Raw genomic sequence first — 21,765 nt, forward strand, 5'->3', positions numbered from 1 at the left:
GATGCGGGTCGACAGGAGGGGACCGGCGAGCAGTGGGCGGCGCTTGCCGTCTCCCAGAGTGCCGAGCGGCTCTGATCGGCGGGGAGGCGGAGAGGCGGCGCACGGAGGGAAGCGAGGGTCGCACGATCCGGCGCCTTGCCGAACGTCTGCCCCGCAAGTGCTGCTAACAATCGTTCACTTCGGCGCGATTCTTACGGCTCGTATCCTGGTTCGGCATTCATTCTTCGTCCCTGTGCCGAGAACGCGAGCCGGTGCACGCGTCGGCGTGAGAGAGGTCGCACGGTGAGCCAGCCGAGCCCGAGTCCGCGGCAGATCCCGGTCGTGATCCTGGCCGGATTCCTCGGATCCGGAAAGACCACGCTGCTCAACCATCTCCTCCACCGCAGTGGAGGCAGTCGGATCGGCGCGGTCGTCAATGATTTCGGGGCCATCGAGATCGACGCGATGGCCGTAGCGGGCGCGCTCGGCGATTCGACCGTCTCGCTCGGCAACGGATGCCTGTGCTGCGCCGTCGACGCCGGTGAACTGGATCTCTACCTCGAGCGGCTCACGGAGCCGTCCCTCGGCATCGACGTCATCGTCATCGAGGCCAGCGGTCTCGCCGAGCCGCAGGAACTCGTGCGGATGGTGCTCGCGAGCGAGGATCCGGGGATCGTGTACGGCGGGCTCGTCGAGGTCGTCGACGCCGCCGAGTTCGACGACACCCGGACCAGGCATCCCGAGATCGACCGGCATCTCGCGCTGGCCGACCTCGTGGTGGTCAACAAGCTCGACCGGGCGGCGGACGGCGAGCGGGTCCTCGGGCTGGTCCGGTCCCTCGTCGACCGCGCGGCCGTCGTCCCGGCCACCTACGGCCGGATCGACCCCGAGTTCCTCTTCGACTGCCGGCCGAGCGAGGAACGCGTCGGGCAGCTGTCCTTCGACGACCTGCACGAGACCGGCGCGGACGGCCATGCAGGGCATCTGCACAGCGCGTACGACAGCCTGTCGTTCGTCTCCCGGGAGCCCCTCGACCCACGCCGGCTGATGCAGTTCCTCGACAGCCGGCCCGAGGGGCTGTACCGGATCAAGGGGTACGTCGACTTCGGGCCCCACGACGTCCGGAACCGCTACGCCGTCCACGCCGTCGGACGGTTCCTGCGCTTCTACCCGGAGCCCTGGCCGGCCGGCGACGAATCCCTCTCCCAGCTGGTCCTCATCGGCTCCGGGATCGACATCGCCGCCCTCGACAAGCAGCTCGACGCGTGCCGGAGCGAGGCCCCACACGCCGACGAGCACGGCATGTGGGGCGTCCTGCGGTACGTACCGGGCACCGAGGAGGATCTCGGGGAGCCTGGCCAGGGCCTCTCCGGACCCCCGGAGTCTGCCTAGACCGGCCCCGCCACCACCCACACGGTCTTGGCCAGGGACACGCCCGAGCCGTCCCGCCGCGGGTCGATCTCCGGGAGGTCGACCGGAGTGCCGTTCTTCTGCGCGGCGAGCGCCGGGACCGGGCCCGCCCAGGCCAGGGACAGGCAGTCCTCGCCCTTCAGGAACCGCTGGCAGCGGACGCCACCCGTGGCGCGGCCCTTGCGCGGGTACTGGTCGAACGGGGTCAGCTTGGCCGTCGTCTGGACGGAGTCGTCCAGCGTGCCGCGCGAGCCCGCGACCGTGAAGACGACGGCGTCCGCTGCCGGATCCACCGCCGTGAAGGAGATGACCTTCGCGCCCTCCGTGAGCTTGATGCCCGCCATGCCGCCCGCCGCGCGGCCCTGGGCGCGGACCTGCGCGGCCGGGTAGCGCAGCAGCTGGGCGTCGTCGGAGATGAAGATCAGATCCTCGTCGCCGGTCCGCAGTTCCACCGCGCCGACGATCCGGTCGCCCTCCTTGAGGGTGATCACCTCGAGCTCTTCCTTGTGGGACGGATAGTCCGGCACCACGCGCTTGACGACGCCCTGTGCCGTGCCGATCGCCAGGCCCGGCGACGACTCGTCGAGGGTCGTCAGGCAGACCACCGTCTCGTCGTCCTCCAGGGAGACGAACTCCGCCAGCGGGGCGCCCCCCGCGAGGTTCGGCGTCGACAGCGACTCCGGGAGCTGGGGCAGGTCGATCACGTTGAGCCGCAGCAGCCGTCCCGTCGAGGTGACCGCGCCCACCTCGCCACGGGCGGTGGCCGGCACCGCCGAGACGATCACGTCGTGCTTCACGCGCTCGGCGCCTGCGTCCTCCGCGAACGGCTCGCCGTTCGCCGTACGGGCCAGCAGGCCCGTCGAGGACAGCAGCACCCGGCACGGGTCGTCGGCCACCTGGAGCGGCACGGTCGCGACCGGGGTGCCGCCCGCCTCCAGCAGGTCCGTACGCCGGTCGGTGCCGAACTTCTTGGCGACGGTGGCCAGTTCGGAGGAGACCAGCTTGCGCAGCTCGGCGTCCGAGTCGAGGATCCGGGTCAGTTCCTCGATCTCCGCGGTGAGCCGGTCCTTCTCCGCCTCCAGCTCGATGCGGTCGAACTTGGTCAGACGGCGCAGCGGCGTGTCGAGGATGTACTGCGTCTGCACCTCGCTCAGCGAGAACTGCTCCATCAGGCGCTGCTTCGCCTGCGCGGAGTTCTCGCTGGAGCGGATGAGGCGGATGACCTCGTCGATGTCCAGCAGGGCGGTCAGCAGGCCCTCGACCAGGTGCAGCCGGTCGCGCTTCTTGCCGCGGCGGAACTCCGAACGCCGTCGTACGACGGTGAAGCGGTGGTCGAGGTAGACCTCCAGGAGCTCCTTGAGGCCCAGCGTGAGCGGCTGGCCGTCGACCAGGGCCACGTTGTTGATGCCGAAGGACTCCTCCATCGGCGTCAGCTTGTACAGCTGTTCCAGGACCGCCTCCGGCACGAAGCCGTTCTTGATCTCGATGACCAGGCGCAGGCCGTGCTGCCGGTCGGTGAGGTCCTTGACGTCGGCGATGCCCTGGAGCTTCTTCGAGCCGACCAGGTCCTTGATCTTGGCGATCACCTTCTCCGGGCCGACCGTGAAGGGCAGCTGGGTGACGACGAGGCCCTTGCGGCGGGCCGTCACGGTCTCCACGGTGACGGTCGCCCGCATCTTGAACGTGCCGCGGCCCGTCTCGTACGCGTCCCGGATGCCGGGCAGGCCGACGATGCGGCCGCCGGTGGGCAGGTCGGGGCCCGGGACGTGCTTCATCAGGGCGTCGAGATCCGCGTTCGGGTACCGGATCAGGTGGCGGGCGGCCGCGATGACCTCGCGCAGATTGTGCGGCGGCATGTTCGTGGCCATACCGACCGCGATGCCCGAGGCGCCGTTGACCAGGAGGTTCGGGAAGGCGGCGGGCAGGGCCACCGGCTCCTGTTCCTGGCCGTCGTAGTTGGGGTTGAAGTCGACGGTGTCCTCGTCGATGGAGTCCGTCATCAGGCTCGTCGCCTCGGCCATCCGGCACTCGGTGTACCGCATGGCGGCCGGCGGGTCGTCGTTGCCCAGCGAGCCGAAGTTGCCGTGGCCGTCGACCAGGGGGACGCGCATCGAGAAGGGCTGGGCCATGCGCACGAGGGCGTCGTAGATCGACGCGTCGCCGTGCGGGTGCAGCTTGCCCATCACCTCGCCGACGACGCGGGCGCACTTGACGTACCCGCGCTCGGGGCGCAGGCCCATCTCGCTCATCTGGTAGACGATGCGGCGGTGCACCGGCTTGAGGCCGTCGCGTGCGTCCGGCAGGGCGCGGGAGTAGATGACCGAGTAGGCGTACTCGAGGAAGGAGCCCTGCATCTCGTCGACGACGTCGATGTCGAGGATCCTCTCCTCGTACGAGTCGTCGGGCGGCGGGGTCTTCGTGCTGCGGCGGGCCATCGCTGCCGGCTCCTTGCCTCTGCGATCCGGATCTGACGCCGACCATTGTGGACCGCCGCACTGACAACCGGGACCAGGACCCGGTCTCTGACGTCTGCCGCGCCGTCCGGACCGGCACGGCGGGTCACCGTTTCTCGCTCTCCGCGTACGCCGCCGGGAACTTCACCAGCGCTTCGCGCGCTTGCATACAGTGGCAGGACCGGCAGGAATCCGCGGTCGGAACGACCGCACCGCGATCGAAGGGACGTACATGCCCATGGGTCACACGGCCACAGCCCAGGCAGGCTCCGGGGGCCTGACAGCGACCGAGCACCGCCTGGCCAACGGCCTGCGCGTGGTGCTCTCCGAGGACCACTTGACCCCGGTCGCGGCGGTGTGCCTCTGGTACGACGTCGGCTCGCGCCACGAAGTCAAGGGGCGTACCGGCCTGGCTCACCTTTTCGAGCATCTGATGTTCCAGGGTTCCGCCCAGGTGAAGGGCAACGGCCACTTCGAGTTCGTCCAGGGCGCGGGCGGCTCGCTGAACGGCACCACCAGCTTCGAGCGCACCAACTATTTCGAGACCATGCCCGCCCACCAGCTGGAGCTCGCCCTCTGGCTGGAGGCCGACCGCATGGGCTCGCTGCTGTCCGCGCTCGACGACGAGTCGATGGAGAACCAGCGGGACGTCGTCAAGAACGAGCGCCGCCAGCGCTACGACAACGTCCCCTACGGCACCGCCTTCGAGAAGCTGACCGCCCTCGCCTACCCGGAGGGCCACCCCTACCACCACACCCCGATCGGCTCGATGGCCGACCTGGACGCGGCGACCCTGGAGGACGCGCGGGCGTTCTTCCGCACCTACTACGCGCCGAACAACGCCGTGCTCTCCGTGGTCGGCGACATCGACCCGGAGCAGACCCTGGCCTGGATCGAGAAGTACTTCGGCTCCGTCGCGGGACACGACGGCAAGCCCGCGCCGCGGGACGGCACGCTGCCGGAGACGATCGGCGAGCAGCTGCGCGAGGTCGTCGAGGAGGAGGTCCCGGCGCGCGCCCTGATGGCCGCCTACCGGCTGCCGCACGACGGCACGCGCGCGTGCGACGCGGCCGACCTGGCCCTCACCGTCCTCGGCGGCGGCGAGTCCTCCCGGCTCTACAACCGCCTCGTACGGCGGGACCGTACGGCCGTGGCCGCCGGCTTCGGCCTGCTGCGGCTCGCCGGGGCGCCCTCCCTCGGGTGGCTGGACGTGAAGACGTCCGGTGACGTGGAGGTGCCGGTCATCGAGACCGCCATCGACGAGGAGCTCGCCCGGTTCGCCGAGGAGGGCCCCACGGCCGAGGAGATGGAGCGCGCCCAGGCCCAGTTGGAGCGCGAGTGGCTGGACCGGCTCGGCACGGTCTCCGGCCGAGCCGACGAACTGTGCCGGTACGCCGTGCTGTTCGGCGACCCGCAGCTCGCCCTGACCGCCGTGCAGCGCGTGCTGGAGGTCACGGCGGAGGAGGTCCAGGAGGTCGCCAAGGCCCGCCTGCGGCCCGACAACCGCGCGGTGCTCGTCTACGAGCCCGTCGCCGACGAGGCCGGCGAGGACGCCGACACCATCGAGGACACCGCGGCCACGAACGAGAATGAGGAGGCGGCCAAGTGACCGAGCTCGCCACGATGGACTTCCACCCCCGGCCCCAGGCGGGCGAGGCCAAGCCCTGGGCCTTCCCGGCCCCCGAGCGCGGCACGCTCGACAACGGCCTGACGGTGCTGCGCTGCCACCGCCCCGGCCAGCAGGTCGTCGCCGTGGAGGTGCTGCTGGACGCCCCCCTGGACGCCGAGCCGGCCGGCCTCGACGGTGTGGCCACGATCATGGCGCGGGCCTTCTCCGAGGGCACCGACAAGCACTCCGCCGAGGAGTTCGCCGCCGAGCTGGAGCGCGCCGGCGCCACGCTCGACGCGCACGCCGACCATCCGGGCGTCCGGCTGAGCCTGGAGGTCCCCGCTTCCCGGCTCGCCAAGGGCCTCGGCCTGATCGCCGACGCCCTCAGGGCGCCCGCGTTCGCGGACAGCGAGGTCGAGCGGCTGGTCAACAACCGTCTGGACGAGATCCCGCACGAGCTGGCCAACCCCGCCCGCCGTGCCGCCAAGGAGCTCTCCAAGGAGCTGTTCCCGGCGGGCTCGCGCATGTCGAGGCCCCGGCAGGGCACCGAGGAGACGGTCGCCGCGATCGACTCCGCGGCCGTACGCGGCTACTACGAGAAGCACGTCCGCCCGGCGACGGCCACCGCCGTGGTCGTCGGCGACCTCACCGGCATCGACCTCGACGCGCTGCTCGGCGACACGCTGGGCGCCTGGACCGGCTCCTCGGCCGAGCCGCGGCCGGTGCCGCCGGTGACCGCCGACGACACGGGCCGGGTCGTCATCGTGGACCGCCCGGGCGCCGTCCAGACGCAGCTGCTGATCGGCCGGATCGGCTCGGACCGGCACGACCGCGTCTGGCCCGCCCAGGTGCTCGGCACGTACTGCCTCGGCGGCACCCTCACCTCCCGCCTGGACCGCGTCCTGCGCGAGGAGAAGGGCTACACCTACGGCGTGCGGGCGTTCGCCCAGGTCCTCAGGTCCGCCCCGGACGGGACCGGTGCCGCGATGCTCGCCATCAGCGGCTCCGTGGACACTCCCAACACCGGCCCCGCCCTTGAGGACCTCTGGACGGTGCTGCGCACTCTCGCCGCCGAGGGGCTGACCGACGCCGAGCGGGACGTCGCCGTGCAGAACCTGGTCGGCGTGGCGCCGCTGAAGTACGAGACGGCGGCGGCCGTCGCGAGCACGCTGGCCGACCAGGTCGAGCAGCACCTGCCCGACGACTACCAGGCCGCGCTGTACCGGCAGCTCGCCGCGACCGGCACCGTGGAGGCCACCGCGGCGGCCGTCAGCGCCTTCCCGGTGGACCGTCTGGTGACCGTCCTCGTCGGCGACGCGGCGCAGATCAGGGGCCCCGTGGAGGCCCTCGGCATCGGCGAAGTCGCCGTAGTCGCCGCCGAGTAGCGGGAGGCGAGCGCCACGCGCGCGTAGGGGCCCTGGTTGTCTTCTAAGGCACCAGGGCTCCTTTATGTCCGAATTGGTGCGGGAGTTGCCTGTCTGCCCTGTGGGATGCGCTACAAAAGCCGGGATCCGTTTGGGAATTGAAAGTGGCGCCGCTTAGCGTCGTCCGGGCTGTTCGTCAGGCAGTGCGCCGCACCCGCGGCACCGGACAGTCATCGCCGAGTCCCCGTACGGCGCGAGCCAGGGGAGCCGGGGACCCACCGTAGTCCCTGGGGTGAATCGGACGCCCGCGCGAGTCGCGAGGGGGTCCGTAGGAGACCTTCCTGCTCCGAACCCGTCAGCTAACCCGGTAGGCGAGAGGGAAGGAAAGGACCAGCCACCACATGGCGTTCACGCGCGCCACCGGGAAGCACCGTCGTCCCAGCCGGATCCAGCGCCGCACGGCCCGCGCCGCGGGTGTCGCGGCCCTCGCCACCACCGGTGTCGTCGGCACCGTGGCCGCCCCGGCCTTCGCCGCGGAGCCCGCTGTCGAGCAGACGGGCCTCACCCCGGTCGTCACCATGGGCGACACCGTGGCCCAGAAGATCGACGCCCAGGCCGTCGCCCAGAAGCAGGCGGCCGAAGAGGCCGCCGCCAAGAAGAAGGCCGAGGAGGCCGCCCGCGAGCGCGCCGCCGAGGCGGCCAAGGAGGCCAAGGAGCGGGCCGAGGAGGCCCGCGAGGCCAAGGAGCGGGCCGCCCGCGAGGCCGAGCGCAAGCGCCTCAACACCTTCGTGTCCCCGATCTCCGGCTCGTACGTCTCCACCGGCTACAAGTCCGGCGGCGCCGTCTGGTCCTCCGGCAGCCACACCGGGGTCGACTTCCACGCCTCCAGCGGCACGGCCGTCCATTCGGTCGGCATGGGTGAGGTCGTCGAGGCCGGCTGGGGTGGTTCCTACGGCAACCAGGTCGTGATCAAGATGAACGACGGGACGTACACCCAGTACGGCCACCTGTCGTCCAGCAGCGTCTCGGTGGGCCAGAAGGTCACTCCGGGCCAGCAGATCGGCCTGTCCGGCGCGACCGGCAACGTCACCGGCCCGCATCTGCACTTCGAGGCCCGCACCGGCCCCGAGTACGGCTCCGACATCGACCCCGTCGCCTACCTCCGCTCGCACGGCGTGAACGTCTGAACATCTGACGGCGACTGTTCTTCCCGAAAGCCCCGGCTCCCCGAGCCGGGGCTTTCGGCGTTCGCCACGGCCGACTGTCCAAAAAATATCCCTGATTTCCTGCCTGCCGTCGGAAATTCCGGCTCATTGCAATAGAGTCACGGAACACACGTCGCCAGTCGACGTTTCACGGGGATTAAGGGGAGGTCGGTCATGCGTATTCCCGCGCACTCGGTGTGCACGGCCATCCGGGACGACATCGTCGCGGGTGTCTACGAGCGCGGCAGCCGGCTCACCGAGGAACTCCTCGCGCGCCGCTACGGCGTCTCGCGCGTCCCCGTCCGGGAGGCCCTGCGCACCCTGGAGGCCGAGGGCTTCGTGGTCACCCGGCGGCACGCGGGCGCGTGCGTCGCCGAACCCACCGAGCAGGAGGCCGCCGACCTGCTGGAGATGCGCATGCTGCTGGAGCCGCTGGGTGCCGCTCGCGCCGCCCAGCGCCGCACCGAGGCCCATCTGAAGGTGCTGCGCGGCCTGGTCAGGCTCGGCCAGGAGCGCGCCCGCCGGGGCAACAGCGACGACCTGCGCTCTCTGGGTGGCTGGTTCCACGAGACGCTCGCCCAGGCCTCCGGCAGCCCCGCGCTGACCTCGATGCTCACCCAGCTCCGGCACAAGATCGCCTGGATGTACGCCGTGGAGGCGCCGGCCGGACCCGTGGAGTCCTGGGCCGAGCACGGCGCGATCGTGGACGCGGTGGCGCGCGGGGACAGCGAGCGCGCGCGGGCGGTCACGGCGCTGCACACCGAGCGCGCGACGGCCGCGCACCGGCTGCGTTTCGGCTCCGCCGGGGAGCGCGCCGAGCGTGTGAGGAACTCGCAACATGCCGTAAACACGGCAAGCCTGCGGCATTAACACAGGAGCCGTATACAAAGAGTGGGTAATTCGCGGGGGATTATTTCTGCTGCCCGCCGACAAGAAATTCACCGGAAAGACGAAGAGCTCGCCCGATGAATTCGGACGAGCTCTTCAGGGTGCGCCGGGTCAGGCGCGGGGAAATACTCAGACGGTCTCGGGGAGCTCCTCGAGCCCCTCGGAGACCAGCTTGGCCAGCCGGTCCAGGGCGACGTCGGCGCCCTCGGCGTCGGAGGCGAGGACGATCTCCTCGCCGCCCTGGGCGCCCAGGCCGAGGACGGCCAGCATGGAGGCCGCGTTGACGGGGTTGCCGTCTGCCTTGGCGATCGTCACCGGGACGCCTGCGGCCGTGGCGGCTCGGACGAAGATGGAAGCGGGGCGGGCGTGGAGGCCCTCGGCCCAGCCGACGTTGACGCGGCGCTCAGCCATGTGTTGCTGCCCTTCGGTGTTCAGGGTTGTCTAGACCAGTTTCCCATAGCGTGAAGTTGTGCCGGAGCGGTCCTGGTGGCCGCCCCGGGGTGCCGTCGGATCGCGGCCTCGATCCGACTGACGCCCTCCACAGACTGCCTCGCGTCCGCTGTCGGACGCTAGCCGTACTCTGGGGCCCATGCAGACCTCGCCGGACCGGCACGAGTATCCCGCCCACTGGGAAGCCGACGTGGTGCTGCGCGACGGTGGTACCGCGCGCATCCGGCCCATCACCGTTGATGACGCCGATCGTCTGGTCAGCTTCTACGAGCAGGTCTCCGACGAGTCGAAGTACTACCGCTTCTTCGCGCCGTACCCTCGCCTGTCCGCCAAGGACGTCCACCGCTTCACGCACCACGACTTTGTGGACCGGGTGGGACTCGCGGCCACGGTCGGCGGCGAGTTCATCGCCACCGTACGCTACGACCGGATCGGCGCGGACGGAACGCCCGCGTCGGCACCGGCCGACGAGGCCGAGGTCGCCTTCCTGGTCCAGGACGCCCACCAGGGCCGCGGCGTCGCCTCCGCCCTGCTGGAGCACATCGGCGCCGTCGCCCGGGAGCGCGGCATCCGCCGCTTCGCCGCCGAGGTCCTGCCCGCCAACAACAAGATGATCAAGGTGTTCACGGACGCCGGGTACACCCAGAAGCGAAGCTTCGAGGACGGCGTGGTCCGTCTGGAGTTCGACCTCGAACCCACCGACCGCTCCCTCGCCGTGCAGTACGCGCGCGAACACCGCGCCGAGGCCCGGTCCGTGCAGCGGCTGCTCGCGCCCGGCTCGGTCGCCGTCATCGGCGCCGGGCGCACACCGGGCGGCGTGGGCCGCAGCGTCCTCGGCAACATCCGCGACGCCGGGTTCACCGGCCGCCTGTACGCCGTGAACAAGGCCCTCCCCGAGGAGCAGAAGGAGCTCGACGGGGTGCCCGCCCACCGCTCGGTGCGCGACATCGACGGGCCGGTCGACCTCGCGGTCGTCGCCGTACCGGCCGAGTACGTCCCCGAGGTCGTCACCGAATGCGGCGAGCACGGTGTGCAGGGGCTCGTCGTGGTCTCCGCCGGGTACGCCGAGAGCGGCCTGGAGGGGCGCGAGAGCCAGCGCGCACTCGTGCGGCACGCGCGCACGTACGGCATGCGGATCATCGGGCCGAACGCCTTCGGCATCATCAACACCTCCCCGCGGGTACGGCTCAACGCCTCCCTCGCCCCCGAGACGCCCCGCCCGGGCCGGATCGGCCTGTTCGCCCAGTCCGGCGCCATCGGCATCGCCCTGCTGTCCCGGCTGCACCGCCGCGGCGGCGGCGTCACAGGTGTGACCGGTGTCTCCACCTTCGTCTCCTCCGGCAACCGGGCCGACGTCTCCGGAAACGACGTACTCCAGTACTGGTACGAGGACCCTGACACCGATGTCGTCCTCATGTACCTGGAGTCCATCGGCAACCCCCGCAAGTTCACCCGCCTCGCCCGCCGGACGGCCGCGGCGAAACCGCTGGTCGTGGTCCAGGGCGCGCGGCACGGAGCCGCTCCCCAGGGGCATGCCGTCCGGGCGACCCGGCTGCCGCACGAGACCGTCTCGGCCCTGCTGCGACAGGCCGGCGTCATCCGCGTCGACACCATCACCGACCTGGTGGACGCGGGCCTGCTCCTCGCCCGCCAGCCCCTGCCGGCCGGGCCCCGGGTGGCGATCCTCGGCAACTCCGAGTCGCTCGGCCTGCTCACGTACGACGCGTGCCTCGCCGAGGGCCTGCGGCCGCATCCCCCGCAGGACCTGACCACGGCCGCCTCCGCGGCGGATTTCCACGCGGCCCTCTCGCGCGCACTGGCCGACGACCGGTGCGACGCGGTCGTCGTCACGGCCATACCGGCGGTGGGGGAGGTCTCGGTCGCGGACGCGGCCCTCGCCGAGGCCCTGCGCTCGGCAGCGGCGGCCACCCCGGCCAAGCCCGTCCTGGTCGTGCACGTGGAGCTCGGCGGCCTGGCGGAGGCCCTGTCGGCGGCGGCGAGCACGGCACCGCAAGCGGAGTCGGGCATTCCTCCGCAAACCGCCGCGCCGGCCGCCGAGGAACGACCCCAAGCTGTCGAGCCCCCCGACGGCGCCCACCTCATCCCCGCCTACCCCGCCGCCGAGCGCGCCGTCCGCGCCCTCGCCCAGGCCGTCGCCTACGCACAGTGGCGACGCGACGCCGCCGACCCCGGCAAGGTGCCCGAGTACGAGGACATCGACGAGAGGGGCGCCGCCGCGCTGATCGACGGGCTGCTCGCGCGCGGGCAGGGACTCACGCTCGGCACGGAAGAGACCTGCGACCTGCTCGGCCACTACGGCGTCCACGTCCACCGCGCCCTGCCCGCCCCGACTCCCGACGCCGCCGCCGAGGCCGCCCGCACCCTCGGCTACCCCGTGGCCCTCAAGGCCACCGCTCCGCATCTGCGCCACCGCGCCGACCTGGGCGGCGTCCGCCTCGACCTCGCGGACGAGGACCAACTGCGCCGCTCGTACACCGAGTTGACGGAACTGTTCGGCGCACCGGACGAGCTGCGTCCCGTGGTGCAGCGGATGGCGCCGCGCGGCGTCGACGTCGTCGTACGGGCCGTCATCGACCCCGCGGCCGGAGCCGTGCTCTCCTTCGGGCTCGCCGGCGCCGCCTCGCAGCTGCTCGGCGACACGGCACACCGGCTGATCCCGGTCACCGACCGGGAGGCGGGCTCGCTGGTGCGGTCGATCCGCACGGCACCCCTGCTGTTCGGCTGGCGCGGCTCCGCACCGGCCGACACCCGAGCCCTGGAGGAGTTGCTGCTGCGCGTGTCCCGGCTGGTGGACGACCACCCCGAGGTCGTCGCGGTCACTCTGGAGCCGGTCGTCGTCGCCTCGCACGGCCTGAGCGTCCTGGGCGCCTCCGTCCGCCTGGCGACCCCGCCCGCCCGCGACGACCTCGGCCCGCGGACCCTCCCCGCGTACTGACAGGGGGCGAGCTGTGCCTCGCAGTCAGTGGGCCCCCGTAGGATGGGCGTCATGGCCAAGACCAGTACGACGACCCAGGGGCTGCGGGCGGCGATCGAGCGCAGCGGCTACTACCCGGCCCTCGTGGCCGAGGCGGTGGAGGCCGCCGTGGGCGGCGAGCCCATGCGGTCGTACCTGGTCCATCAGGAGACCACGTTCGACCAGAACGAGGTGCGGCGGCATGTGACGGTGCTCGTCCTCACCGACAACCGCTTCATCGTCAGCCACACCGACGAGCAGGCCGCCGACAGCACCTCCCCGACGCCGTACGCCACGACGTCGACGGAGTCCGTGAAGATCGGCCGCATCTCGTCGATCGTGGTCAGCCGGGTCGTCGCCAATCCGGAGTCGTACAAGCCGGGCACCCTGCCCCGCGAGGTCGTCCTCACCATCGGCTGGGGCGCCGTCTCCCGCATCGACCTGGAGCCGGCCGCCTGCGGCGACCCCAACTGCGAGGCGGACCACGGCTACACCGGCAATTCGACGGCGGACGACCTCAGCCTGCGCGTCAGCGAGGCCGGGGACGGACCGGAGACCGTGCGCCAGGCACTCGCCTTCGCGCAGGCCCTCTCCGAGGCGACCGCGGACACCACCCGCTGATGGCACAGCCCGACACGGCCTGGGACCACCACCCCGAACCGCTCGCCGTAGCCTCCGCACCGGTCCCCGAGTACGGCAGCGGCTCCCTCGCCGACCTGCTGCCCACCCTGGCCGCCGGCCTCGGCGTGCCGGGGATGAGCGCCGCGATCTCCGAGCTGACCCCCGTCGACCGGAACTGCGTGTTCCTGATCGACGGCCTCGGCTGGGAGCAGCTGAGGGCGCACCCCGAGGACGCCCCGTTCATGACGTCCCTGCTCGCCACCTCGCGCGGCGGCACCGGACGCCCGCTCACCGCCGGCTACCCGGCGACCACCGCGACCTCCCTCGCCTCCGTCGGCACCGGCCTGCCGCCCGGCGCGCACGGCCTGCCCGGCTACACCGTGCGCAACCCGGACACCGGCGAGCTGATGAACCAGCTGCGCTGGCAGCCGTGGGCCCCGCCCGGCCCCTGGCAGCCGTACCCGACGGTGTTCCAGCTGGCGCACGAGGCGGGCGTGCACGCCGCGCAGGTGTCGTCCCCGACCTTCGAGAACACCCCGCTGACCAAGGTCGCGCTCAGCGGCGGAAGGTTCCTCGGGCGGCTGTCCGGCGAGGACCGCGTCGACCTGGCGGCCGAACAACTGGCCGCGGGCGACCGCTCCCTGGTGTACACGTACTTCGCCGAGGTCGACGGCGCCGGCCACCGCTTCGGCGTCGACTCCGACGCCTGGCGCGGCCAGCTCATGTACGCCGACCGCCTGGTCCAGCGCCTCGCCGAGCAACTGCCCTCCCGCAGCGCCCTCTACGTCACCGCCGACCACGGCATGATCGACGTGCCCTTCGACGAGGAGCACCGCATCGACTTCGACGAGGACTGGGAGCTGAGCGCCGGAGTCGCCCTGCTCGGCGGCGAGGGCCGCGCCCGTCACGTCTACGCGGTACCCGGTGCCGCCAACGACGTCCTGACCTGCTGGCGCGAGGTGCTCGGGGAGCAGTTCTGGGTCGCCTCCCGCGACGAGGCCATCGCGGCGGGCTGGTTCGGCCCGAAGATCGACGAGCGGGTGTACGGCCGTATCGGCGACGTGGTCGCCGCCGCCCGGGACGATGTCCTGATCATCGCCTCCCAGCGGGAGCCGAACGAGTCGGCGATGGTCGGCAACCACGGTTCGATGACCCCTGCCGAGCAGCTGGTACCCCTGCTCGAAGTACGCTCCTGACGTCCCGCCACATCCCCGCTTCACCGAAAGGTGCTCACCTTCCCATGCCCGAGCTGGTGTTCTTCTCCGGAACGATGGACTGCGGGAAGTCGACGCTGGCTCTCCAGATCGAGCACAACCGCTCGGCGCGTGGCCTGGCGGGCATGATCTTCTCGCGTGACGACCGCGCCGGCGAGGGCAAGTTGTCCTCGCGCCTGGGCCTGGTCACGGACGCGGTGGAGGTCGAGGACGGGCAGGACCTCTACGCCTATCTCGTCGACCACCTCTCGCAGGGCGGCCGCGCGGACTACGTGATCGCCGACGAGGCGCAGTTCCTCGGGCCGGAGCAGATCGACCAACTCGCGCGCGTGGTCGACGACCTGGGCCTCGACGTCTACGCCTTCGGCATCACGACGGACTTCCGCTCCAAGCTGTTCCCCGGCTCCCAGCGGCTGGTCGAACTGGCCGACCGGGTCGAGGTGCTCCAGGTCGAGGCCCTGTGCTGGTGCGGCGCCCGTGCCACGCACAACGCCCGCACCATAGGCGGCGCCATGGTCGTCGAAGGCGCCCAGGTGGTCGTCGGCGATGTCACCCACTCCGCCGACGAGGTCGGCTACGAGGTCCTGTGCCGCCGCCACCACCGTCGCCGGATGACCGCGGCGTCGGCCCGTGCGGCGGCCCTGTCACCGGACGTGCTGCCGATGTCGTCCGCCTGACCGCCCCAGCGGTACGTCAGCGCTGCAGCACGTCGAACCGCGCCCCCTCCGGATCCGCCACGGTCGCCACCCGGCCGTGTGCGGTGTCGTGGGCCGGCCTGAGGACGTGCCCGCCCAGGTGGACGAGATGGTCCAGCGTGTCGTCGACGTCGGCGACCTGGAAGTACGTCACCCAGTGCGGGCCCCGGTCGCGCGGCAGGGCCTGCCCCAGGCCGTGGATGCCGGCGACGGGCTCGCCGCCGCGGAGCAGGGTCACGTAGTCGAAGTCGGCGGAGACCACCGGCTCCTCCTCGTAGCCGAACACCGTCTGGTAGAACTTGGCGACCCTCGCCGACTCGAAGGTCAGCAGCTCGTTCCAGGCGGGCGTCCCGGGGACGCCGGAGACGGCCGTGCCGAGGTGCTCGGCGGCCTGCCAGATGCCGAAGACCGCGCCTGAAGGGTCGGAGCCGATCGCGAGCCGGCCGGCGTCGGAGGCGTCGAGCGGCCCGACGCCGATCGTGCCGCCGCAGCTGCGCGCCGTCTCGGCCGTCAAGTCCGCGTTCCGGGAGGCGAAGTAGGGCGTCCAGGCGATGGGCAGCTGGCGGTCGGGCGGCAGCTGGCCGAGGCCCGCGACCTCGCGCCCGTCCAGCAGCGCACGCACATACGGGCCGAGTTGCTGGGGACCGGGCCGGAACTCCCAGCCGAACAGCGCCCCGTAGAACTCCTCGGTCGCGGCCAGCCCGTGCACCATCAGGCTCACCCAGCAGGGCGTGCCGGGCGCGTGCCGAGCGGGCGTTTCGCCGTTCGGGCCGGCGGACCCCCGTGCGTCGGTCATTGTCACTCTCTTCTCGGCCTCGCGGTGGCCGTGCTCTCCGCAGCCCTCGTGGGGCCCGCCCTGTGGGGCGACCCGTGTCCGGGAGAATGCCCGATGTGCGGGGCGCTGTCCCTTGCGGCGCGCTTATCGGCAGGTGTCGTTCAGCTGTACAGCATGTGCTCGTTCCCGTACGCCACGTGATCGTCCCGGTCCGGCCGAGCAGAGTAGCCGGACACGGACGGCTCGGCCACCCCCGTGCGCGAGGATGGGGCCATGAACGCCATCATCTCCGCATCCGACCTCGCCAACGATCTGGCGGGCGCCAACCCGCCGGTCCTGCTCGATGTCCGCTGGCAGCTCACCGCGGCCAGGGCAGCGGGTGAGCCGCCGTACGACGGCCGGGCCGACTATGAGACCGGGCACCTGCCCGGGGCCGTCTTCGTCGACCTGGACCGGGAGTTGGCCTCCGCGCCGGGCGAGGGCGGCCGGCATCCACTGCCCGACCTCGCGCACTTCGGCGCCGCGATGCGCCGGGCGGGCGTGTCGTCCGGAACGCCGGTGGTCGTCTACGACGGCGGCCAGGGCTGGGCGGCCGCCCGGGCGTGGTGGATGCTGCGCTGGACGGGTCACCCGGACGTGCGGGTTCTCGACGGCGGGTTGCCGACCTGGGAGGGGGCGTTGGAGAAGTCCGTGCCCGCACCGGCGGAGGGCGACTTCGTGCCCGAGCCAGGGGCGGTGGGGCGACTCGACGCCGACGCCGCCGCGGAGTTGGCGCGGTCCGGGGTGCTGCTGGACGCGCGGGCGGGGGAGCGGTACCGGGGCGAGGTGGAGCCGATCGATCCGGTGGCCGGGCACATTCCGGGCGCGGTGTCGGCGCCCACCACCGAGAACGTGGGGGCGGACGGGCGTTACCGCTCAGCGCGGGAGCTTCAGGAGCGCTTCAAGGGGCTCGGGGTGTCCGAAGGTTCACGGGTCGGCGTGTACTGCGGGTCGGGGGTGTCAGCGGCCCATGAGGTCCTGGCCCTGGCGGTCGCGGGCATTCCGGCGGAGCTGTACGTGGGGTCGTGGTCGGAGTGGTCCTCGGACCCGGACCGGCCGGTCGCGGTGGGGCCGGATCCCCAGTAGGCCGGCGTGCGCAGAGGGCCGCGCCCGGAAGGCGCGGCCCTCAGGGCCGTACGGTCGGCGTCAACGCCGCGTGTCCCGGTTACTCCTGCTTCTTGCGCCGCGTCCCGAACACGATCTCGTCCCAGCTCGGGACGGCGGCTCTGCGACCCGGACGGACGCCGTCGGCCTCGGCCTGGCGGTCGGTGGAACCGATGAGCCGGTCGCGGTGGGCGCCCACGGAGCGCGGCATGAGGACGTCCGCGTAGGCGGAACCGGCCGAGGCGGCGGGGGCCGGGGGCTCCTCCTCCTCGGGCTCGACGACGAGGGGCTCCTCCTCATCGGGCTCCGGCGCCGGGCGCTCCGGCACCACCAGGTCGCCACGGAAGCTCGGCACCGCCTCCAGCAGGCTGGTCAGCGAGTCCCGCTCGCCCGTGGCAGCCGTGCTCTCCTCGAGCGGTTCGGATGCCTGCGCGGGCAGGGCGGGCCGCTCACGGTCGGCGGGCCGGTCCAGCGGCCGGTCGCGCGGCAGCCGGGCGATCCGCGGGACGAACGGGAAGCTGGGTTCGGGCGCTGCCAGGTCGTCGGACTCGCCGATGAGCATGCGCGCCTCGTCGTCGACGGCCTGGACGAGTCGCCGGGGCGGGTCGTAGGTCCAGCTCGCAGAGTGCGGCTCACTGGCGACGCGGTAGACCAGCAGGACCTCCCACGTGCCGTCGTCGCGACGCCACGAGTCCCACTGGACGGTGTCCTTGTCCACGCCGCGCACGAGCAGTCGCTCCTGCACGGCCTCGCCCAGCGGCGGACCGGAGTTCTCGCCGGGTCGGCGGACCGGGGTCTTGCGGGCCCGCTCGGCCATGAAGGCACGCTCTGCGAGCACCGGGCCCTCGAAGCGGCGCACCCGGTCGACGGGGATGCCTGCCATTTGCGCGACCTCTTCCGCGGTCGCGCCGGCTCGTATACGCGCCTGGATGTCGCGGGGGCGGAGGTGGCTCTCCACCTCGATCTCGATCTGGCCGAGGCGGGGACGGTCGCCGCGCACGGCGGCGCGGAGCCGTTCGTCGATCGGAAGCGTGTACTCCGTGCTGTCCGCAGCCTTCAGCACCAGCCGTGTGCCGTCATTCGAGACGGCCACGACACGCAGTTCGGGCATGGGGACCTCCCGGGTGGTGCCTGCCGACGTCACGTGCGTCGCTGCTTCCGCTAGTCGAGTGTGGCCTGCCCGGGTGCAGCCTGCCACAACCTTGCCGAGTTGCCCGGCGTGTCGGGCACGGGCCCTGGATCGCCGTTATGGCACGGTTACCTATTCGCAACGCTAAGTGACGAACTCTGTCACCCTGTGCAACTAGCCCCCTCCCGGCGGTCCTTAAAGGCCCCGTACACCCTGGTGGGAGACCGGACCCAGGGCTCGCCACAGTACTCCATTTGGGCCACGTGCGTGGATTGGCGCGCCGCCCAACTTCTGGCAAGAGGGGGGACTCGGTCGCCCCTTGCCCCCAATTCGTGATCTTGAACGTGGGGAAGTTCACGTAATCACCAGAAACGGAACTATCGGTTTCGGTCAGCCGTCCCCTTCTTGTGCAGTTGAACGACGGTGTACGGGAAAGGCAGGCAAGATCCGGGGATGCGTGAAAGGCCCGATGGTGTCGGTGGAACGAGCGACCCGGAGACGGAGGGGCGCAAGCGGATCGACCTGAACATGCCCCAGGTCGCGGGCGGCGCCCTCGCGGCGGTCCTCGCCGCCAAACTGGCGTCCTACTTCGGGGTCTACGGCACGATCCTCGGCGCCGGCGTCGTCAGTGTCGTCGCCACCTGCGGCGGCTCCCTCTTCCAGCACTTCTTCAAGCAGACCGGCGAGCAGATCCGCAGCGTCACGACCGTGCCTGCCAGGGTGGCGGCCGGGCCCGCGGAGCAAGCGCCTCCGGTGCCCGGCGAGTTCACCGAGGGCACCGTCTACCGCGCCCGGGTCAGGGGATGGAAGCGGCCGGTGCTCGCGGCGGCCGTGGTCTTCGGCGTCACGATGGCCGGAATCACCACCTACGAGCTCGCCTCGGGCCACAGCCTCAGCGGCGGACGCAGCACGACCGTCGGCGACGCCTTCTCCGGTGGCGGCAATGCCGCGTCGGACTCCGGGCGTTCGGGCGGCCGAGATTCGGAGGACTCCGGGACCGCCGACGACTCCGGGGGCTCCGATTCCGGCGGCGACACCACAACGGCCAGCCCGTCAGGCACGGGCGAGGGCGCCGGCACCGGCGCACCGCGAGGTGAGGACACCTCGCCCGCTCCCGGCGACGACACCGGTACGGCGACCGGTCCGACGCCCACGCCGAGCGACGAGGGGAGTGAGGACCCCGAGAGCGCAACCCCCAGCGCGTCGCCTACGCCCCCAGAACCCGCCGCAAGTAGTCGTTCTGGAACCGCCGATCAGGGTCGAGACGATCCCGCAGCTCCGTGAACTCGCCGAAGCGCGGATACACCCGGGAGAAGTACTCGGCGTCCCTGGTGTGGACCTTGCCCCAGTGCGGACGGCCCTCGTGGGCGGTGAAGATGCGCTCGGCCGCGGTGAAGTACCGCTGGTAGGGCGTGCCCTGGAACATGTGGACGGCGATGTACGCGGTGTCACGGCCGGAGGCGGTGGACAGCGTGATGTCGTCGGCGGGAGCGGTGCGCACCTCGACGGGGAAGCTGACCCTCAGCCCTGAGCGGTCGACCATGGCCTTCAGCTCGCGCAGCGCGTCGCCGACGGCCGCGCGCGGAACGCCGTACTCCATCTCCACGAAGCGCACCCGGCGCGGAGACGTGAAGACCTTGTAAGGGATGTCGGTGTAGCTCCGCGCGGACAGGGCCTTGCTGGAGATCTGCGCGATCGCGGGGATCGTGGCGGGCACCGCGCGGCCGACCCAGTTGGCCACCTGGAAGACGCCGTTGGAGAGGAACTCGTCCTCGAACCAGCCCTGGAGCTGCGGCACGGGCTTCTCCGGGCCCGCGCTGCGGTTGTTGCGCTTGGTGTTGGTGCTGTTGGTATGCGGGAACCAGTAGAACTCGAAGTGCTCGTTCTCGGTCCAGAGTTCCTCGAAGTCGGCGAGGACCTGGTCGAACGGCATCGGTTCCTCGCGGGCCGTGAGCAGGAAGACGGGCTCGACGGCGAATGTGATCGCGGTGACGATGCCCAGCGCGCCGAGGCCGAGACGGGCCGCGGCGAACACCTCCGGGTTTTCTTTCTCGGAGCAGCTGAGCACCGAGCCATCCGCCGTGACCAGCTCCAGGCCCCGGATCTGGGCGGCGATCGAGCCGGAGTCGCGGCCCGTGCCGTGCGTGCCGGTGCTGGTGGCGCCGGAGACGGTCTGCTCCATGATGTCGCCCATGTTCGTGAGCGACAGACCCTCACGAGCGAGGGCCATGTTGAGCCTCTTGAGCGGGGTGCCGGCCTCCACCGTGACCGTCATGGCGTCGCGATCAATGCCGCGTATGCCGGTCAACAGTTGAGGGCGGATCAATACACCGTCCGTCGCGGCTATGGACGTGAAGGAGTGCCCGGTGCCGACGGCCTTCACCCTGAGGCCGTCCTCGGCGGCCTGCCGCACGGCGGCGGCAAGCTCGTCGACGGAGGCCGGGGTGACCTGCCGCGCGGGACGCGCGGAGACGTTGCCGCCCCAGTTACGCCACGTGCCGTTCTTTCCGTTCGCTGTGCTGCTCAACGGAGCCTCCCCGACCCGGAGCCGGCCGCTTGAGCCGGCGGAATCCCAGGAAACCCACCGCGACCGCGACGGCCCCGGCCACCGCCGGAACCCCGTACCCGGCACGCGCCCCGGCCGCGTCGATCACCCAGCCGGCCGCGGAGGAGCCGAGTGCGACCCCCACCGCGAGCCCGGTGCTCACCCAGGTCATCCCCTCGGTGAGCTGCGCACGTGGTACGTGCTCTTCGATGAGGGACATCGTCGTGATCATCGTCGGAGCGATGGACAGTCCCGCAACGAACAGCGCCACGGCCAGAAACGGCAAGTTTCCGACCAGTAGGAGGGGGATCATACTCACGGCCATGGCGCACACGCTCAGCAACCACCGACGTTCCGGCGGCCCGGCGAAGTGCAGGAGCCCGAAGATCATGCCCGCCACGCAGGACCCCGCCGCGTACAGCGCGAGGACGATGCTTGCCGCGGCCTTGTGCCCCTCCTCGTCGGCGAAGGCCACGGTGACCACGTCGACGGCGCCGAAGATCGCCCCGGTCGCCACGAAGGTGGCCACCAGGACCTGAAGGCCCCGCGCGCGGATCGCCGAACCACCGCCGCCGCCGTGCCGCTCGCGCGGGTGCGGCTCGGGCTCGGTGGCGCGCTGCGCGGTCAGCCAGAAGACGCCGGCCGCCAGGAAGCAGGCGGCGAGCAGCGGACCGGCCTCCGGGAACCAGGCCGTGGACAGGCCGATGGAGATGATCGGCCCGAAGACGAAGCACACCTCGTCCACCACGGACTCGAAGGAGTACGCGGTGTGCAGCTGCGGCGTGCCCCGGTACAGCGCCGCCCAGCGGGCCCGGATCATCGCGCCGACGCTCGGCACGCAGCCGATGCCCGCACACGCCACGAACAGCACCCAGTCCGGCCACCCGTAGTGCGCGGCGAACAGCAGCACGGCCGCGGCGGTCAGCGACAGCAGCGTCGCCGGGCGCAGCACCCGCCGCTGTCCGTACTGGTCGACCAGTCGCGAGACCTGCGGTCCCGCCATCGCCGCGGCCAGCGCGATGGTCGCCGACAGGGCACCGGCCAGGCCGTACCGCCCGGTGAGCTGGGAGACCATCGCGACCACGCCGATGCCCATCATCGACAGCGGCATCCGGCCGAGGAAGCCCGCAGCGGAGAAACCCTTGGAGCCTGGGGCTGCGAACAGGGCGCGGTAGGGGCTGGGCAACGGGTCTCCGAAGGGCTCAGTAAGCTGCGAACGCAGTCGACACACCTTACGCCCCGGAAGGCCCCGTGGCACCCGTTCGGCCCAGCCCGGACCGGCCCCGACCCGGCTGCCGCGCAGGTGTCACC

General features: G+C 71.8%; 17 protein-coding genes and 1 riboswitch. Of the genes, 11 read left to right on the forward strand and 6 right to left on the reverse strand.

The features are described from left to right. Window positions 1-282 precede the first annotated feature (282 nt). Window positions 283-1,371, forward strand: coding sequence for a CobW family GTP-binding protein (locus ACZ58V_RS38700; RefSeq protein ID WP_468192331.1), 1,089 nt, complete (start codon window positions 283-285; stop codon window positions 1,369-1,371). On the opposite strand, the gene ACZ58V_RS38705 is transcribed toward ACZ58V_RS38700, so the two are convergent. Beyond that, window positions 1,368-3,824: a DNA gyrase/topoisomerase IV subunit A gene (locus tag ACZ58V_RS38705; protein ID WP_471295943.1), complete on the reverse strand. Its 2,457-nt coding sequence runs from the start codon at window positions 3,822-3,824 to the stop codon at window positions 1,368-1,370. The two genes, ACZ58V_RS38700 and ACZ58V_RS38705, sit on opposite strands and share 4 nt — an antisense overlap. Before the next feature lie 250 nt (window positions 3,825-4,074). On the opposite strand from ACZ58V_RS38705, the gene ACZ58V_RS38710 reads away from it, so the two are divergent. From ACZ58V_RS38710 to ACZ58V_RS38725, 4 genes are all read left to right on the forward strand, one after another. Beyond that, complete coding sequence (locus tag ACZ58V_RS38710; RefSeq protein ID WP_468192328.1) at window positions 4,075-5,451, forward strand: M16 family metallopeptidase; 1,377 nt, start codon at window positions 4,075-4,077, stop codon at window positions 5,449-5,451. Continuing rightward, window positions 5,448-6,836 (forward strand): M16 family metallopeptidase, encoded by a 1,389-nt coding sequence (locus tag ACZ58V_RS38715; RefSeq protein ID WP_471295945.1) that lies wholly within the window; start codon window positions 5,448-5,450, stop codon window positions 6,834-6,836. Before ACZ58V_RS38710 ends, ACZ58V_RS38715 begins: the two co-directional genes overlap by 4 nt. Window positions 6,837-7,039: 203 nt before the next feature. Next, window positions 7,040-7,204, forward strand: a riboswitch (cyclic di-AMP (ydaO/yuaA leader). Window positions 7,205-7,216: 12 nt separating this feature from the next. Next, window positions 7,217-8,002 carry a M23 family metallopeptidase gene (locus tag ACZ58V_RS38720; protein WP_468192326.1) on the forward strand — a complete coding sequence of 262 codons (786 nt, stop codon included), beginning with the start codon at window positions 7,217-7,219 and terminating at the stop codon, window positions 8,000-8,002. A gap of 192 nt (window positions 8,003-8,194) precedes the next feature. Then, a complete protein-coding gene (locus tag ACZ58V_RS38725) occupies window positions 8,195-8,890 on the forward strand; it encodes a GntR family transcriptional regulator (protein WP_189721807.1) in 696 nt (231 codons plus the stop codon). 147 nt (window positions 8,891-9,037) lie between these two features. On the opposite strand, the gene ACZ58V_RS38730 is transcribed toward ACZ58V_RS38725, so the two are convergent. Next, entirely contained in the window at window positions 9,038-9,319 is a 282-nt protein-coding gene (locus ACZ58V_RS38730; RefSeq protein ID WP_184565564.1) for an HPr family phosphocarrier protein, read from the reverse strand. A gap of 178 nt (window positions 9,320-9,497) precedes the next feature. Between ACZ58V_RS38730 and ACZ58V_RS38735 the strand changes: the two genes are divergently transcribed. The 4 genes from ACZ58V_RS38735 to ACZ58V_RS38750 are packed head-to-tail and all read left to right on the forward strand — an operon-like array spanning window position 9,498 to window position 14,844. Continuing rightward, on the forward strand, window positions 9,498-12,314 hold the full coding sequence (locus ACZ58V_RS38735; protein ID WP_468192325.1) for a bifunctional acetate--CoA ligase family protein/GNAT family N-acetyltransferase: 2,817 nt from the start codon (window positions 9,498-9,500) through the stop codon (window positions 12,312-12,314). Between the two features lie 51 nt (window positions 12,315-12,365). Next, window positions 12,366-12,953, forward strand: a complete 588-nt coding sequence (locus ACZ58V_RS38740) for a DUF5998 family protein (protein ID WP_184589709.1) — start codon at window positions 12,366-12,368, stop codon at window positions 12,951-12,953. Next, a complete protein-coding gene (locus tag ACZ58V_RS38745; RefSeq protein WP_471295948.1) occupies window positions 12,953-14,149 on the forward strand; it encodes an alkaline phosphatase family protein in 1,197 nt (398 codons plus the stop codon). The genes ACZ58V_RS38740 and ACZ58V_RS38745 overlap by 1 nt, the downstream gene beginning before the upstream one ends. A gap of 44 nt (window positions 14,150-14,193) precedes the next feature. Continuing rightward, window positions 14,194-14,844 carry a thymidine kinase gene (locus ACZ58V_RS38750; RefSeq protein WP_471295949.1) on the forward strand — a complete coding sequence of 217 codons (651 nt, stop codon included), beginning with the start codon at window positions 14,194-14,196 and terminating at the stop codon, window positions 14,842-14,844. A gap of 16 nt (window positions 14,845-14,860) precedes the next feature. On the opposite strand, the gene ACZ58V_RS38755 is transcribed toward ACZ58V_RS38750, so the two are convergent. After that, a complete protein-coding gene (locus ACZ58V_RS38755) occupies window positions 14,861-15,658 on the reverse strand; it encodes a VOC family protein (RefSeq protein WP_471295950.1) in 798 nt (265 codons plus the stop codon). A 252-nt stretch (window positions 15,659-15,910) separates the two neighbouring features. Here ACZ58V_RS38755 and ACZ58V_RS38760 point away from each other — a divergent pair, with 252 nt between their 5' ends. Next, window positions 15,911-16,762 (forward strand): sulfurtransferase, encoded by an 852-nt coding sequence (locus tag ACZ58V_RS38760; RefSeq protein WP_471295951.1) that lies wholly within the window; start codon window positions 15,911-15,913, stop codon window positions 16,760-16,762. 79 nt (window positions 16,763-16,841) lie between these two features. Here ACZ58V_RS38760 and sepH read toward each other — a convergent pair whose 3' ends face one another. Continuing rightward, window positions 16,842-17,891, reverse strand: coding sequence for a septation protein SepH (gene sepH / locus ACZ58V_RS38765; protein ID WP_468192319.1), 1,050 nt, complete (start codon window positions 17,889-17,891; stop codon window positions 16,842-16,844). A 471-nt stretch (window positions 17,892-18,362) separates the two neighbouring features. Here sepH and ACZ58V_RS38770 point away from each other — a divergent pair, with 471 nt between their 5' ends. Further along, window positions 18,363-19,193, forward strand: coding sequence for a hypothetical protein (locus tag ACZ58V_RS38770; protein ID WP_471295952.1), 831 nt, complete (start codon window positions 18,363-18,365; stop codon window positions 19,191-19,193). On the opposite strand, the gene ACZ58V_RS38775 is transcribed toward ACZ58V_RS38770, so the two are convergent. Next, window positions 19,117-20,436, reverse strand: coding sequence for a D-arabinono-1,4-lactone oxidase (locus ACZ58V_RS38775; protein WP_468192317.1), 1,320 nt, complete (start codon window positions 20,434-20,436; stop codon window positions 19,117-19,119). The two genes, ACZ58V_RS38770 and ACZ58V_RS38775, sit on opposite strands and share 77 nt — an antisense overlap. Beyond that, window positions 20,396-21,640 (reverse strand): MFS transporter, encoded by a 1,245-nt coding sequence (locus ACZ58V_RS38780; RefSeq protein WP_471295954.1) that lies wholly within the window; start codon window positions 21,638-21,640, stop codon window positions 20,396-20,398. The genes ACZ58V_RS38775 and ACZ58V_RS38780 overlap by 41 nt, the downstream gene beginning before the upstream one ends. Window positions 21,641-21,765: the final 125 nt, after the last annotated feature.

Source organism: Streptomyces sp. NPDC040589, from assembly GCF_055594445.1.

What these genes read in the sequence shown, in the direction of transcription:
- ACZ58V_RS38705 (WP_471295943.1), bottom strand. Translation starts at nt 3,824, where the DNA reads ATGGCCCGCCGCAGCACGAAGACCCCGCCGCCCGACGACTCGTACGAG.
- ACZ58V_RS38710 (WP_468192328.1), top strand. Translation starts at nt 4,075, where the DNA reads ATGCCCATGGGTCACACGGCCACAGCCCAGGCAGGCTCCGGGGGCCTG.
- ACZ58V_RS38720 (WP_468192326.1), top strand. Translation starts at nt 7,217, where the DNA reads ATGGCGTTCACGCGCGCCACCGGGAAGCACCGTCGTCCCAGCCGGATC.
- ACZ58V_RS38725 (WP_189721807.1), top strand. Translation starts at nt 8,195, where the DNA reads ATGCGTATTCCCGCGCACTCGGTGTGCACGGCCATCCGGGACGACATC.
- ACZ58V_RS38730 (WP_184565564.1), bottom strand. Translation starts at nt 9,319, where the DNA reads ATGGCTGAGCGCCGCGTCAACGTCGGCTGGGCCGAGGGCCTCCACGCC.
- ACZ58V_RS38735 (WP_468192325.1), top strand. Translation starts at nt 9,498, where the DNA reads ATGCAGACCTCGCCGGACCGGCACGAGTATCCCGCCCACTGGGAAGCC.
- ACZ58V_RS38740 (WP_184589709.1), top strand. Translation starts at nt 12,366, where the DNA reads ATGGCCAAGACCAGTACGACGACCCAGGGGCTGCGGGCGGCGATCGAG.
- ACZ58V_RS38745 (WP_471295948.1), top strand. Translation starts at nt 12,953, where the DNA reads ATGGCACAGCCCGACACGGCCTGGGACCACCACCCCGAACCGCTCGCC.
- ACZ58V_RS38750 (WP_471295949.1), top strand. Translation starts at nt 14,194, where the DNA reads ATGCCCGAGCTGGTGTTCTTCTCCGGAACGATGGACTGCGGGAAGTCG.
- ACZ58V_RS38755 (WP_471295950.1), bottom strand. Translation starts at nt 15,658, where the DNA reads ATGACCGACGCACGGGGGTCCGCCGGCCCGAACGGCGAAACGCCCGCT.
- ACZ58V_RS38760 (WP_471295951.1), top strand. Translation starts at nt 15,911, where the DNA reads ATGAACGCCATCATCTCCGCATCCGACCTCGCCAACGATCTGGCGGGC.
- sepH (WP_468192319.1), bottom strand. Translation starts at nt 17,891, where the DNA reads ATGCCCGAACTGCGTGTCGTGGCCGTCTCGAATGACGGCACACGGCTG.
- ACZ58V_RS38770 (WP_471295952.1), top strand. Translation starts at nt 18,363, where the DNA reads ATGCGTGAAAGGCCCGATGGTGTCGGTGGAACGAGCGACCCGGAGACG.